Source organism: Persicimonas caeni (assembly GCF_006517175.1).
Lineage (GTDB): Bacteria > Myxococcota_A > Bradymonadia > Bradymonadales > Bradymonadaceae > Persicimonas > Persicimonas caeni.
In genome coordinates this window covers 7976626-7990928 of sequence record NZ_CP041186.1, presented here as the reverse complement: position 1 = coordinate 7990928, position 14303 = coordinate 7976626, and the positions used below count along the sequence as shown (strand labels likewise).

12 protein-coding genes and 1 pseudogene are annotated in these 14303 nt (G+C 62.2%); 9 read left to right on the top strand and 4 right to left on the bottom strand.

What is annotated here, in order from left to right:
• Positions 1–170 precede the first annotated feature (170 nt).
• From murB to FIV42_RS29675, 6 genes are all read left to right on the top strand, one after another.
• Positions 171–1184 carry a UDP-N-acetylmuramate dehydrogenase gene (gene murB / locus FIV42_RS29700; RefSeq protein WP_168211035.1) on the top strand — a complete coding sequence of 338 codons (1014 nt, stop codon included), beginning with the start codon at positions 171–173 and terminating at the stop codon, positions 1182–1184.
• Positions 1178–2173: a D-alanine--D-alanine ligase gene (locus FIV42_RS29695; RefSeq protein ID WP_141201213.1), complete on the top strand. Its 996-nt coding sequence runs from the start codon at positions 1178–1180 to the stop codon at positions 2171–2173. Before murB ends, FIV42_RS29695 begins: the two co-directional genes overlap by 7 nt.
• A gap of 92 nt (positions 2174–2265) precedes the next feature.
• Positions 2266–3138 (top strand): cell division protein FtsQ/DivIB, encoded by an 873-nt coding sequence (locus tag FIV42_RS29690; RefSeq protein WP_168211034.1) that lies wholly within the window; start codon positions 2266–2268, stop codon positions 3136–3138.
• Between the two features lie 72 nt (positions 3139–3210).
• Positions 3211–4437: a cell division protein FtsA gene (ftsA, locus tag FIV42_RS29685; protein WP_141201211.1), complete on the top strand. Its 1227-nt coding sequence runs from the start codon at positions 3211–3213 to the stop codon at positions 4435–4437.
• 138 nt (positions 4438–4575) lie between these two features.
• Entirely contained in the window at positions 4576–5874 is a 1299-nt protein-coding gene (ftsZ, locus tag FIV42_RS29680) for a cell division protein FtsZ (protein WP_141201210.1), read from the top strand.
• 77 nt (positions 5875–5951) lie between these two features.
• Positions 5952–6767 (top strand): RNA methyltransferase, encoded by an 816-nt coding sequence (locus tag FIV42_RS29675; protein WP_141201209.1) that lies wholly within the window; start codon positions 5952–5954, stop codon positions 6765–6767.
• On the opposite strand, the gene FIV42_RS29670 is transcribed toward FIV42_RS29675, so the two are convergent.
• Complete coding sequence (locus tag FIV42_RS29670; RefSeq protein ID WP_141201208.1) at positions 6749–8611, bottom strand: hypothetical protein; 1863 nt, start codon at positions 8609–8611, stop codon at positions 6749–6751. The genes FIV42_RS29675 and FIV42_RS29670 overlap by 19 nt on opposite strands.
• A gap of 333 nt (positions 8612–8944) precedes the next feature.
• On the bottom strand, positions 8945–9313 hold the full coding sequence (locus FIV42_RS29665; RefSeq protein ID WP_141201207.1) for a hypothetical protein: 369 nt from the start codon (positions 9311–9313) through the stop codon (positions 8945–8947).
• 89 nt (positions 9314–9402) lie between these two features.
• Here FIV42_RS29665 and FIV42_RS29660 point away from each other — a divergent pair, with 89 nt between their 5' ends.
• The gene (locus FIV42_RS29660; protein WP_141201206.1) at positions 9403–10749 is read left to right on the top strand and encodes a hypothetical protein; all 1347 of its coding nucleotides are present in this window, start codon (positions 9403–9405) and stop codon (positions 10747–10749) included.
• 447 nt (positions 10750–11196) lie between these two features.
• On the opposite strand, the gene FIV42_RS29655 is transcribed toward FIV42_RS29660, so the two are convergent.
• Positions 11197–12264: an IS110 family transposase gene (locus tag FIV42_RS29655; protein ID WP_141196007.1), complete on the bottom strand. Its 1068-nt coding sequence runs from the start codon at positions 12262–12264 to the stop codon at positions 11197–11199.
• A gap of 362 nt (positions 12265–12626) precedes the next feature.
• Between FIV42_RS29655 and FIV42_RS29650 the strand changes: the two genes are divergently transcribed.
• A complete protein-coding gene (locus FIV42_RS29650) occupies positions 12627–12818 on the top strand; it encodes a hypothetical protein (RefSeq protein ID WP_141201205.1) in 192 nt (63 codons plus the stop codon).
• Positions 12815–13119 (top strand): annotated as a pseudogene (locus FIV42_RS31535) (type II toxin-antitoxin system RelE/ParE family toxin). The gene FIV42_RS29650 and the pseudogene FIV42_RS31535 overlap by 4 nt, the downstream one beginning before the upstream one ends.
• 253 nt (positions 13120–13372) lie before the next feature.
• Here FIV42_RS31535 and FIV42_RS29635 read toward each other — a convergent pair.
• Entirely contained in the window at positions 13373–14299 is a 927-nt protein-coding gene (locus tag FIV42_RS29635) for a hypothetical protein (protein ID WP_141201203.1), read from the bottom strand.
• Between the last annotated feature and the right edge of the window lie 4 nt (positions 14300–14303).

Sequence of the window (14303 nt, the reverse complement as noted above, 5' to 3'; positions counted from 1 at the left end):
TTTAGGTGTGTTCGGTTAAATGCCTGAAATTGCGGTGCTTGAGGTTTCGTTTGGAGGGCCTCGGTGGCGCTTGCAGGCATATAGCTTTGTTGTATGCTGACACCTGTCTTAGAGGACATATGCCGGAACAGAAGCGTTGTTTATCGGGAATCCAGCGGACGTCGCAGCAAATGACAGACACTGTCAATTTCGAGCCAGGCGAAGGCCTGCTCGCGCTTGCTGCGGAGAGCCGATTCGGTGCGCGGGTCGTATTCAACGAGCCGCTGGCGAAGCATTGCTCGCTGCGCATCGGAGGACCGGCGGCGGTCTGGGCCGAGGTCGAAACTGCCGAAGAGCTCGTCGAGCTCGCTCGGGCAGGAGAGGCTGAAGGGCTCGAACTCACCATCGCAGGCCTGGGAAGCAACACGTTGTTTCCGGACGAAGGGATTCGGGGCATTGTCGCCCGACTGACCGGCGAGCTCGCCGCCTTCGAAATCGCGGCTGAGGCCGACGATGATACGGCGGTGATGCGAATTGGAGCTGGCGCGGTCAACGCCCACGTCGTTCGCGCCCTGCACAAGGGTGGTTGGGTCGGCGCCGAGTTTTTGGCGCTGATTCCAGGCACGTTCGGCGGGGCCGTGGTGATGAACGCCGGGACCAAAGAGGCCGAGCTCTCCGAGGTCTTGCTCGATGTCGACGTGCTCGAGCCTGACGGCGCCGGCGGATATCGACGCAGCACCTGGGAGCCCGCGAAGTTAGGGCTCTCGTACCGTCATTCGGAAGTGTCCGATGACGTGTTGGTGCTCGGCGGGCGCATTCGCATACGTCGCGGTGATGTCGACGAGGCCCGGCAGGCAGTCCGACGAGACAAGGCGCGGCGCAACCGCACCCAGCCGTATAAGCTGGCCAGTGTCGGGAGTACGTTCGCCAACCCCAAAGGCGATTATGCTGGACGGGTCATCGAAGAAGTAGGCCTGAAGGGACACGCCATCGGCGGCGCACGGATCAGCGAGCTTCACGCAAACTTCTTCATCAATGAAAATGGGGCCACCGCTGCCGACTTTTTGGAGTTGATGGCGCTGGCCCGCAGCCGAGTTCGGCATAGGTTTGGCCTGGAGCTTCGCCCGGAGGTGAGGTTCGTCGGATTCGACGGTTTTAAGCGTATGCTCGAGTACGAGCGTCGATTGGAAGAGCAAGGATGCTGACAGATATCGACCTTACACATGTCGACAAGACGCGGTTTCGTGGCCAGAAGGTTGGAGTCGTGACCGGAGGGCAATCTTCGGAGCGCGAGATCAGCCTGAAGACCGGCCGCGGTTTCGCCGAGGCGCTCCGCGCGCTCGGTTACGACACCGAAGTTTACGATGTCCCGGGGGACTTCGCTCGCCTGGCCCAGGAGAAGCCGGCGGCGGTCATCTTGGGGTTGCACGGCGGTGCCGGGGAAAACGGCGTGCTCCAGGGCTATCTGGAAGCGCTGGGGATTCCGTATACCGGCAGCGGCGTGCTCGCCTCTGCGCTGGCGATGGACAAAGGCCGGGCCAAGGCGGTGCTTCGCGACGTGGACGTTCCCACCCCGGCCGGACTTCGTCTGGCGGGTCATGGCGAACTCGACTTCGAAGCGATCGAGGCGGAGCTCGAGCTCGAAGGGTTGGAGCTTCCGCTGGTAGTCAAACCCAACGACGAAGGCAGTTCGGTAGGCGTGCATCTGTGCCGCGAGGAGACCGAGTTGGCCGAGGCGATCGAGTCGCTGTGGAATCGCGAAGTCGGCGAAGGCACCCAGGCGATTTTGATCGAGCAATTCTTGGACGGCGCCGAGTACACCGTCGGCTTTTTCGATGAGATCTGTCTCGGGTCGATCGAAGTGACCCCCGGCGAGCAGTTTTACGATTTCAAAGCCAAGTACGAGTCCTCCGAAACCCGCTACGAAACGGTCGAGGAAGGGGGGCTAAAATCGAGGCTTGAAAGCATCGGCCGAGATGCCTACAACGCCCTCGGCTGTCGAGGTGTTGCCCGGGTCGATATCAAGGCCAATCGGGGTCCGGATGAGCTCGAGCTGTACGTGCTCGAGGTCAACACGATTCCTGGCATGACAGCCACGAGCTTGGTCCCTAAGTTGGCAGGAAGCCACGGGATTAGCTTCGAAGATTTCACTGAGTACATGCTCGCCTCGGCCAGCTGCGAGATGCAGCGGTAGCGCCGGGCAGCAGCGCCACACACTGGCGCTCCCATGTTTGACAAAAGAGCTCTCAAGGATGAGAGCCGGCCGTAGATTCACGGATGAAGTTGATGTTTGGTAATCGCCGCAAAAACCGCAGACGTCGGGCCCTGGGCCAGCGACTCAAATCGCTGGGCACCAAGATCGGGTCCCTGGGTCGAAAGGCCCTGCCCGTGGCGTTTTTGGTGGCGGTGGCCATCGGCTTGCCCTACGGCATTTTTCACGCTTACATTCGCACCGTCAGCGGCTCGTACTTCCAACTCCAAGAGGTGGAGGTCGAAGGGCTGCATAACGTCGACGAGGATGCTCTGCTCGAAAGTGCGGGGCTTCTGATCGGGTTAAATATCTTCGACGTCGATCTCGAGCGCGCGGATAGGGCCATCGAGGCCCATCCGTGGATCAAGAGCGCCGAGGTCGAGCGTCGTCTGCCCGACCAGGTCTCGGTCCGAGTCTCTGAAGAGGAGCCGATCGCTTTGCTCATCGACGAGCGTTATCACCTGGTCGACACCGACGCGGTGGCGTTCAAGGCGCTCGAGAGCAGCGACCCGGTCGACGAGTTGATGGCTTTGCCGCTGGTGACCGGCATGGAGGTCGCCTCACTCGAGGAGCCCGAGGGAAGGGCGCTGTTTCTCGAGGCGATGGATGTGGTGCAGATGTACGGTGAGCTGGGGCTGACCAATTGGGAACCCCTCAGCGAGATCCACGTCGACTCGGTGCTCGGCCTGACCTTGGTCACGGCCGATACGGGCGTCGAGATACGGCTGGGTCGTGGGCGCTACCGGGAGCGCCTCGAACGACTGGCGGTCGTTCAACGGTCCATTGTCCAGCGGGCAATGGAGGTCGATTATATTCTGATCGATCAGGAGTCGGATTTGAGTCGGGTGGCAGTCGGACGTCGTCACCGGCCACGGACGGGCCCTGGTGAGGGCGCGCGGGTCGACTGAACCCCTAAACCAGAGATAGGCACCTGCAGCACGGAGCCGCTGCAGAAGGTCGCAACCACGGAAGGGAGCTAAATGGGACGCAGAGACGAAATCATCGTTGGCCTCGATATCGGGACCACCAAAATTGCGTGCATCATCGGTGAGGTCACCGATGAGGGCCTCGACATCATCGGGATCGGCAGTCATCCGTCGACGGGCCTGCGCAAAGGTGTGGTCATCAATATCGACGCCACGATCAACTCGATCGCCAAGGCGGTCGAAGAGGCCGAGTTGATGGCCGGCTGCGAGGTCAACCGAGTCTACGCCGGCATCGCCGGCGGGCACGTCAAAGGGTTTAACTCGCGCGGGATCGTCGCGGTCAAAGACAAAGAGGTGCGCCGCCAAGATCTGGCGCGCGTGGTCGACGCGGCGCGTGCGGTGGCCATGCCGATGGATCGCAAGGTCATCCACGTCATCCCCCAAGAATATATCATCGACGATCAGGACGGCATCAAAGAGCCGCTGGGCATGACCGGCGTGCGCTTGGAGGCCAACGTGCACATCGTGACCGCCTCGGTCACCAGCGCGCAGAATATCGTCAAGTGCGCCAACGCCTGCGGCCTGGAGGTCGCCGACATCGTCCTCGAGCAGCTTGCAAGCTCGGAGGCGGTCTTGAGCGAGGACGAAAAGGAGCTGGGCGTGGCCGTGGTCGACGTGGGTGGCGGCACCACCGACATCGCCATCTACAGCCAGGGAAGCCTGGTGCACACCGCCGTGCTGTCGATCGGGGGCAACCACCTGACGAACGACATCGCCGTGGGATTGCGCACGCCGATGGCCGAGGCCGAGCGCATCAAGCAGAAATATGGCTGCGCGATGACCGACAAGATCTCCCCCGAAGAGACCATCGAGGTGCCCTCGGTGGGCGGGCGTCCGCCGCGCGTGTTGAGCCGGCAGATCTTGAGCGAGATCATCGAGCCGCGCGTCGAAGAGATCTTTGCGTACGTGGGTCGCGAGCTCAAAAACTCGGGCTACGAAGATCTGATCGCCAGCGGCGTGGTGATCACCGGCGGCACGACCATTTTAGAGAATATGCCCGAGCTGGCCGAAGAAGTGCTCGGCCTGCCGGTGCGCCGCGGTGTGCCCAAGGGCGTGGGCGGCTTGGTCGACGTGGTGCGCAATCCGAAATTCGCCACCGGCGTGGGTCTGGTGCTGCACGGTTCGTGTCAGCCCGAGCGCGCCGTCTTCAGCGCCGAGGAGCCCGGGTTCTATCGCCGGTTCGCCTCGCGCGTAGGTCAATGGTTTGCCGAGATGTTTTAAGGGCCGATATCGGCTCAAAACTTCGGCGCAGTCTTGAAGGCTTTGAGGGGCAGTGTTATCTTCCCCACCACGCCACGAAATGGGCGCGAAATCAGCCGTTGCACGTCTTGAGTTGTAGATACATCGGGGTACCTCACCATGCTCGAATTCGATGACGACCAGCTACCAGAGTCGGCCAAGATCAAAGTGATCGGCGTCGGCGGCGGTGGGGGTAACGCCATCAACACCATGATCACCGAGGGGATCGACAGCGTCGAGTTTATCGCCGCCAACACCGATCTCCAGGCGCTCGAAAACAACCTCGCTCCGGTCAAGGTCCAGCTGGGAGGCAACCTGACCAAGGGGCTTGGCGCGGGAGCCGATCCCGAGATCGGACGCAACTCCGCGCTCGAGGATCAGGGGCGCATCGAGGAAGCGCTCCACGGCGCAGACATGGTGTTTGTTACGGCGGGTATGGGCGGCGGAACCGGCACGGGCGCTGCGCCTGTGATCGCGAATATCGGTCGCGAGATCGGCGCGTTGACCGTCGGTGTGGTCACCAAACCCTTCCACTTCGAAGGGCGGCGGCGCCGCCGGCAGGCCGAGCTGGGCATCCAGAACCTGGCCTCGGCGGTCGACACCCTGATCACGATCCCCAACCAGCGTCTGCTGGCCATCTCCGGCGAGGACACCACCATCTTGGAGGCGTTCAAGAAGGCCGACGAGGTGTTGCTGCATGCCGTCCAAGGGATCAGCGATTTGATCACCGTGCGCGGCTTGGTCAACGTCGACTTCGCCGACGTGCGCACGATCATGAACAGCAAGGGCCTCGCGCTTATGGGCACCGGCCGCGCCAGCGGACCCGACCGCGCCCTGGAGGCCGCCGAGATGGCCGTCTCCTCGCCGCTTCTCGAAGACGTCTCCATCGAGGGCGCCACCGGTATTCTCATCAATATCACCGGCGGCTACGATCTGACCCTCAAAGAGATCAACGACGCGGCCAGCTTCATCGAGTCGGCTTCGGACGAAGACGCCCACATCATCTTCGGTAACGTCATCGAAGAGGATATGCGCGACGAGATCCAGATCACGGTCATCGCGACCGGGTTCGAGCAGAGTCGCCAGAAGAAGGAGTCGGTCGCCAACCAGGCCCAGAGCCGCAACCAGGGTCGAAGCAGCCGGCGCACCGCGCGACAGACGCGTCAAGAAGAGTCGCAGGCCGACCAGACGCAGCCCGACGAGACTCAGGAGCGGCAACGTCGCCGCCACGTCACCAGCGGGACGTTCGAAGCTCAGGACCGCGAGCAGGAAGACGAAGACCGCCGCGCCAGCTTCATCCGCACGCCGACCGGCAGCGTTCGTCCGGCGACCGGAGGCCTGACGCCGACCGAGGAAGAGCAAATGGACGTGCCTACCTTCCTTCGTAAGCCCAAGCGGCGAAACGACGGCTCGTCCTAAGTCCGCAAAACATTCGTAGAGCAGAGGCCGTCCCTTCGGGGCGGCTTTTGCTTTTGAAGCACCGTGAGAAAGACGTCATGACTGAAGAAAAGCAAGACCGAGACCAACAACGAGAGCAACGGGAGGCCCGCGAGCTTCTCGACAACGTGGTCGTCGTGCTGTGGGAGCCGCAAGACGACATCAATATCGGCAACACGGTGCGCGCCTGTAAGAACTTCGGCGTGACCGACATCCGACTGGTTCGCCCGCGCAAAGCCGACCCGAAGCGTATCGCCATCAGCGCGCCGAAGGCCGACGACGTCATCTCGCAGATCAAGCGCTGCGACGACCTCGAGGAGGCGCTCGAGGGATGCGTGTACGCCATCGGCACCACCGCCAGGCCGCGCCACCACCAGCGCGTCTTCACCGAGCCGCGCGGAGCGGCGCACAAGGCCATCGAGGTGGCCGAGACCGGCAAGGTCGCCTACTTGTTCGGCCGCGAGGATTCGGGCCTGCCGAATACCGCCATCGATCGGTGCCGCTCGGTGGTCACCATCCCGACGCGTCCCGACTACAGCTCGCTGAACCTGGGACAGGCGGTGCTCTTGAATGTCTGGGAGGTGTTTCGCGTCGCCAGCGGAATCGCCGTCGAAGCGCCGGGCATCGAGTTGACTCGCCCCGAGAGTGAACATCCGCCGGCGCGACTCGAGACGATGGAGCATATGTTCGGCCTCGCCGAAGGCGTGCTCGACCGGGTCGGCTTCTTCAAGACGCCCACCAATGAACACATCATGCGCACGGTGCGCAGCGTGCTGCTGCGCGCCGGTCTCGACCAGCGCGAGCAATCGTTGTGGTTCGGGATTTTCCGCGAGATTCAGAAGTCGCTCGACGCCCGTCAGTCCGACGACTCGTAGCGGTAGAAGACCTGGTAGTTCACCCCGTCGACAATACGGCCGGGCACGCCGTTGGCGCTGATCCGGAACAGGTAGGACTCCCCGGCTTCGACCGGCAGGCGGACCTGGTAGTACTGGTCGGTGCGCGCGGCGCTTCGCACGCGCTCGAGTCCGTCGACGGTCTGTTCGAAGACGACGACGTCGAGGTCGGGGAGGTCGCCGACTGCCACGACTTGCGCGGTCAGGGTGCCGTCTTGTTGCGCGGGCGTGAGCGCCAGCCAGTCGATCTCCCAGGCCTGCTCGAGGGGGCAGAACGAGTAGAGTTGGACGGCGTTGATAGGCACTTGCACCGCAGTCTCGGCCGTGTTGTGGGCCGTGGCGTCGGGGCAGTCGAAGGGCGCGAGCACCTGGGTGCGCAGCCGATAGGTGCCTGCGCGCGACAACCAGTCGCGCACCCGCAACAGATAGTCCCCCTCGGCGCCAAGGCGCTCGAGGCGGATCTCGTCGGGCTCGATGGCCGAGGGAGGGGCGAGCGCGTAGGTATAACCGTCGGGCGTCAGCAGCTCGACGACGAGCTGCGAGGTCACCTCGGAGCGGGCGACGACCAGCCCCTGGTCTCGCTGCAGTTCGGGCAAGACAAACCAATCTTCATCAGCGCCGCAGACGCTCAGCGAGGCTTCGAACGGCGCGCTCGTATCGGTGGGGAGCACCACCGGCTGGCCGGGGTGGTCGTTCTCCTCGGACGTGTCGTCGCGGCAAAAGAGCGCGTCGGGATTGCGAGTCACCTCGAGATCGTAGGTCTCCTCGTCGAGGTCGAGCCCCACGATTTGGACGGCGACCTGTTGCGTGACCTGCGAGTTCACCTCGAGGGTGGTCACCGGTCCGGTTTGCTGATTGGCCGCCAGCAGATAGCCGTTGGGACCCCAGACGAAGATGTCGAGGTCGGCCGAAGGGGCGTGCTCCAGGCGAAGCTCGAAGGCGTCCGACGAGCGCATTCTCAAGGAGAACCAGTCGGCTTTGCCGGGGCACAGCCGCAGCTGCGCGAAACTTCCCGGGTCGAGTTCGGCGGCCTCATCCGGAGTCTGGTTGGGCGCGTGGATGTCTTCCTCGCAGTTTCCGCCGACACAGGTGCCGGTGGCCAAGTCGCAGACTTCATCACCGGCGCAGTCGGCGTTGGCGGTGCACGGCGGCGGCTGGCAGCGATTTTGGCGACAGACGGCCTGGCCGCGACAGTCTTCGTCTTCGGCGCAGGGGGGCTCGAGCTCGCAGGAGGAGCCGTCGCGGGTCTGCTCGCACTGCTGGCCCAGGGGGCAATCATCGTCGGCATGGCATTGCTCGCGACACTGTCCAATGGGCTCGCCGACGGCAGCGCGGCAGAATTCGCCGTCCGGACAGGCGTCGGCTTCGTCGACGCGGCATCCCGAGCGGCAGACGCCCGAGGCGGCGCAATAGAACGAAAACGGGCACTCCGAGTCGTCCGCACACGAGCGCGGCACGCACTGGCCGGTGAGGGTGTCACACTCTTCGGCGGCCGAGGCGCACGGATCGAGCTCGCAGTTGGAGCGGGCTTCGCAAAATCCGGTCTGCGCGTTACACACTTGGCGCGCCGGGCAGCTGTCGTCGACGCACCGAGCGCCGGCCGACTGGCAGATGCCGGTCGACTCGTTGCACACGGTTCCGCTGGGGCAGCTTCCGGGCTGGCACGAGCGCACCAACGCCTCGCACTTGCCGGTGGAGGCGTTGCACTGCAGGTTGCCCTCGCAGCCGATCTCGGTGCACGAGTAGTCGGTAAAGCACCCCGAAAGGGTGCCGGCCGCGAACGCCAGGCACACAAACGCCAGCCACACCACGATATGTCGACTCACATCAGTCATCGCGCCCAAAGAGTACCCGATGACGTTGTGACAAAACAATCGCGACTAAGGCGCTCCTACTTCGGAAGCCGGAGGAATTGGCACAGTCAGGTCAGATGGATGTTGGTTTGGCCGACTGAGGCGTAGCAGCGCTCCGTCGAAGGAGGACAAGCCGACAGACACTGGCCTGACGAAGCCAAAACTCTGGTTCTGGAGTAGGAGTGCCTTAGTTTTGTTAGGGAATCGAAGAGATTAGACCGACGCGCGGGTCTGAGACGTTGCTCTCAGTTGCGGTGTCGGTCAAAATGAGGCCATGATTCGACCCGGTGGGCTCGCTTGTGAGGCTTATTCGGCCGGCGGCTCGTAGCAGTAGCCGAACGGCTCGCCCTCGAAGTTGTTGTCCATGCGGCAGGCGTAGCCGTCGCGGCACTCGGCGTCGTCTTCACAAATCGCCATGCAGAAGCGCGTGTCGCGATCGAAGACCACGCAGACCGATTCTTCGGGGCAGGTGCCCGGCTGGCAATTGGGGACGGTGCAGTAGCCGCCCTCGACGGTGTTGTCACAGATGGCGCCGACGCCCGACGGGCAGTCCGAGCCGGTCTCGCACTCGTCGCCTATCGACGGCGAACAGCCGCATAAAACGGCGAAGGCGACCGCGAGGAGAAGACTGGCGAGCCGAAAAAGCGGCCTCGAATGGAAGAGATGTTGAGCCATCGTGTGTTTGTGTCCATGCAGCTGACGCTGCCATACGGTGAACGGGCCCTCGGCCCGTGCTTGTACATCCGTTGCGAGCCAATGACAAGATGACCCAAAGACCACAACGCGACAACAAGAAGGGAGCATGGATCGCGGTGGTGGTCTCTGTGGTGGTCCACTTGATCATCGTGGCAGTGTTCCTGCCGCCCAAGCTCGCCGAATGGAAGAATCGGGCCAAAGAAGAAGAAAACAAGGAATTCGAGGTCACCACGACCTTCGAAGAGGCCGAACCCGACCCGGAGTCCGACCCCGAGCCGGACAAGCTCGTCGAGACCGAGCCGCTCGAGCCCATCGAGCCCAAAGAAGAAGAAAAGCCCGAGCCCAAAGAGGAACAGACAGAGAAGAAGGAGCTCGAAGACGTCGACCTCAACCGCAAGGTGGTCCAGCAGCAGACCAACGAGGAGATGCCCGAGAAGGCCGACTATCTGTCGCAGCAGGCCAACAAGGTCGAAGAGGAGACCCGCGCCCGCGAGACGACGACCAAGGACGTGCTCCCCGGAAAGACCGTCCCCGAGGAGATTGAGGAGCTGACCGGCTCGGAGGAGAAATCCAACGAGGCCGAAGAGCTCGCCTCGCGCACCGAACCCGTCGAAGAGCCCACCAAGCCCGCGCCCACCGAACAGGAGCCGACGCCGCCCCAGGCCCAGGAGGCCTCCGAGCCGACCCTGGCCGAAGAGGCCGAAGCCGAGGAGGGCGCGCTCGAGGCTCGCAAAGAGGCGAGCGACTCGCCGGTGGTCAAGCGCAAGTCGGGCAAGGTCAACCCGCAAAAGCTCTTCCAGCCCTCCGCCAAGGACTACGACAAGGTCTTCGGCGAGACCGACAAGAAGCTCAAAAGCCAGATGAAAGAAGAGACGCGGGGCCGCAAGCTTTTGGCCGGCTGGAAGGAGCGCGAGAAGGCCGTCCGCGCCAGCCTCGAGAACCACATCACCGAGGTCAAACCGGGCAACCACACCGGCGTCAACGCCAAGCCGGCGATCTACGCCAACTACATCGGCCGCATCCACCGAAAGATCCACGCCCACTGGGGCGCGAGCTACCTGCCGCGCCTCGACACCCAGTACCCGGCCGGCCACCCGCTCAACGACTCGAGCCTCAACAGCAAGCTCGAGTTCGTCATCGACGCCAAGTCAGGCAAGGTCGACTCGGTCAATATCGTCGAATCCTCCGGCGAGTTGATGTTCGACGCCGAGGCCGTCTCCATCTCGTACATGATCGGGCCGCACCGCAGCCCCCCCGGCGAGATCGTCAGCCCCGACGGCAAGGTCTACATCCACTGGAACTTCTGGCGCGACCAGCGCCAATGCGGCCCGTTCGGCGCCAGCGTTTTTATCGTGAACAACATGAAAGACCGCGGCGGCAGGCCGGGTGTGGAAGTGAAGGGTGGGGGGCGGTGAGCTCTCAGTGAGATCCCTTGCTTTTTGCACGGGCCCCTTCGCCTCGCAGACTGCACCCCAAGGGTACTTGGTCGCTTCGCTCCTATGAAGAAGAAGGTCAAGAGCAGAGTGGTTCGTTCCAAGGGGCCCTCGTCTTTTGAGCTTCTAGCCCCCGGCAACACCGGTTGTGTCGTCCGGAACCCCCGTATGTTCGGAGATCTCCTGCGACAAGTCTGGGTGAATGCTCATGGGGGGCATTTATCTAAATCGGGTCGTAGCAAAAGTGCCGACCACGCTCCTATTTGGACCTCGAGGGCCAAGATAAGTTCTGGTCATGCGGGTGGACTAATCTCCCAGTGGAACTCGGCTGGCTTGAGCCGGCTCACGAAGCGACGAGAGTCTCTTCCCGACCAGGTCGTCCCACGCTGTTCACGGACTCGCCAGCTGGCGCTCCGAGTCAGGTGGACGTCACGACCCTCTTAGCACTGTCTTTTCTGCGTTGTAGTGTTCTCCTCGTTTCCAGATGGACAATAAGATCGACGCGAGCTTCCGGGCGATGGTCAGCCGGGCGATCTCCCGGTCCATCCCGTCATCGATCAGTGCAGCCTCATGTGCGCCCCATGCCGGGTCCGTCGTTGCGGCCGTCACTGCGGCGCCTTTGATGATATCTTTGAGCGGCCGGCTGTACTTGTTGTTGAGCCCCATCGTCTGGCCATTGTTCTTTCGCTCGAGGCCTTTTGCTCCTTGCCTCCAATCTGACGTGCTTCGATGCACGACAGCCAATCCGACATACTTGAAGAACTGGCGCTTGCCTCGAAACCGATGGGGGGTGCGCACCCAGCCGATGGTCGCGGCAGCTCGCTTATCACCGAATCCCGGGATGCTCTTGATCCATTCGAAGGCATCGAAGCGCCGAGCCTCAGCGATCATGTCTCGAAGGGCCTCGTCGACCAGTTCATCGAGCAGATCAAGCTGGACATAGAGTCGACGCCCTCGCTGTTGGATGCCGCGCCCTGGAAGCTTCTTGAGCAGTGTCTCGCGAGCCTTTTGATCACATGTGTAGCGCTCTTTGGCGTTTGTCCGAACACCGTAGCCGTCGAAGAGCCCGCATAAACGGTTTTTAATGCGCACTCGATCCGAGATGACCTGCTGATAACTCTTGACCAGATGGCGAATATCACGGCTGCTATGGGAGCCATGGTACACTGGCTTGAGGAATCCACCGCGGAGCAGATCAGCCAGGGTCTCCGCATCGATTTCGTCACTCTTGTCATCTTCGGCAATGAGCTTGTTTCGTCTCGGGTCACACACCACCAGCTTGTCGACAAGCGGATGCAGCGTATCCCACATCCAAGCAGCGTACGGAGACTCTTCAAAGGTCATGTGCACTGTACCGGGGATGGCCATGACCTGCGTCGACAGATTCTCTGCGCTGGTGTGGCCGACCCACTTGCTTACCGTCCTCCCTTGCTCGTCTTTGACCACAACGGTTGAGGTCGACTTGTGAATGTCTGCGCCAACGTACATAGTACTCATCACGCCTCCTTTTGGGTGAATGGTGGATTGGAATCGCAACCACACCGTACACCCTTCAGGGGGCGTTCTTCGATCCTATCTCCCGGCGCGCTCGGCACTTCCCCATGCGCTGAAAAGCGCGCTGGGGAAGGGGATTGCAGGCAAGGGAAGTGGTTCAGAGGTGCAGGTTCCTCCCCAGCGCGTTTTTCAGCGCGAGGGGAGGTGTCGGCTGTAGCGTAGCGAAGGCCGACGGAGGGGACTTCTCAGCCAGCAAGGGAGGTGAAACGGTAGCGGATCTTACTGCGTCAACCTCCCGGCTCCCAGGTTGGAAACTGACGCCAAAGTGGTAAGATTGTCGGGAAACTCGAGACCGGAGGCTTGTTGTGGCGACCCCGAACATCAAAGAAGAAGCACACCGTCTAATCGACGAGCTTCCCGAAGACGCGACATGGAAAGACCTCGAGTACGCAATGCACGTGCGTCAGCAGATCGAGCAGGGTCTGCAAGATGCCGAAGCAGGACGTACGATGAGCACCGAGGAGTTGCGCGAGCGTCTTGGTCTGGATGACGAATGAAGGTTCGCTGGACCGCCAACGCCGCTCGCAACCTCGAGTCGATTCGCGCGTACATCGCTGAAGACGCGCCAGCTGAGGCCGATCGCGTCGTTGCCGACCTTCTCAGTGCTCCAACACGACTGGAAACTTTCCCTCAGTCTGGCAGGGCTGTGCCTGAATACGGCACGGCTTCTGTTCGCGAGATCGGCGCGGCTCCTACCGAGTGATTTATCGCACCACCGACGACGCCGTGGAAGTGTTAGCTGTGCTGCACGGCGCTCAGAAGCTCCCTCCGACGCCGCCGACCGGCGACGACGAGTAGTTCAACCAAGACTGTTAGACCGACCGCCAAACGTGTGTGGGCGGTCGCGCGTCGACCACGCGAGGCGACGCGAGACGCGTCGCGGCGGCGCAGAGCACCGCGCCCCGGCTTGGTTGTGGCGTTCAGCTGAGGTGGGGCGCGGTCGTCGCGACCGCCGGCGGCGCCTCCGGCCCGCCGAACGTGGTCTAGGAACAATGAGGCTCAGGATCTGCGGCGGATGACAGACGACAGATGCCGAGATGCAAAGTGAATGTCACTGACCTGCCGATATCCAAATCACTTCGAGTTTGCCGTCGGGCAACCTCTCTGCCCGAAAATTGTTGCCGCGGACTTCCTGCTGCTTCCCAACATCGATCGGCTGAGATTGCTCGAAGCCGCCTTCCGCGACGTCCTCGCGAGAGGCGATTCGCCATTGTTCGCCACGCCGTATCAACAAGTAGTCGCCTGAAACCGAGGAGCGCATTTGTAGGTCTCCGGCGCGAGAGCGTTCGCGCGTTGTTATTTGTGACAACTCGTCAGTACAGAAGTCTTTGATAAACGCTTCTTCGACATCGCAGATGCCCACCTCGAAGAGAAATGCGCAGTCATCGAGCCACTGCACCGGAGTCCATCGCTGATCGCATCCCTCCTTGACCGGCGGCTCGAAGGTCTGGCTCGGACCGCGCTTGCCTCCCAAGAAATCCATTAGATGAGGCGCTTCGACGACATAGAATTCATTCGAGTCGCCGCTAGGAAGAAAGACGCGTGTTTCGGACGGTGAGACGGGCTGCGCTGGATAGGTCCCTGGGTAGGTACACTGAGGCGGCTGATACTGAGTCAACTCTGCTGAGTCCGGTGTAGCAAAGCTCCACGTCAACATCTCGCAGGGCTTGTCGACATTATCATTCTCGGCCTTCTCGGCACGTATGCCAACAGTGTGAGGTAGTCGAGCAGCGTTCCCCTCAGTACGCTGTTCGACTGGCTTCGTCGCTGCCGACACTGGTCGGGACGGGCGCGTCGCACCATGTTCAACTTCGCTCGTTGTCGAGCAACTGCAGCAGACGAGCGTGAACAACAAGATGTGGTAGTGTTGCCGGGCCATCGCTTCCGTCACCTTCTCTCGAACACCATGGTATGTTGCACCATGTTCCAGCGCCCGCGCCCACTTCGTGTCTAGGCCGGGCAAGACGGTGGCTGACACCGTG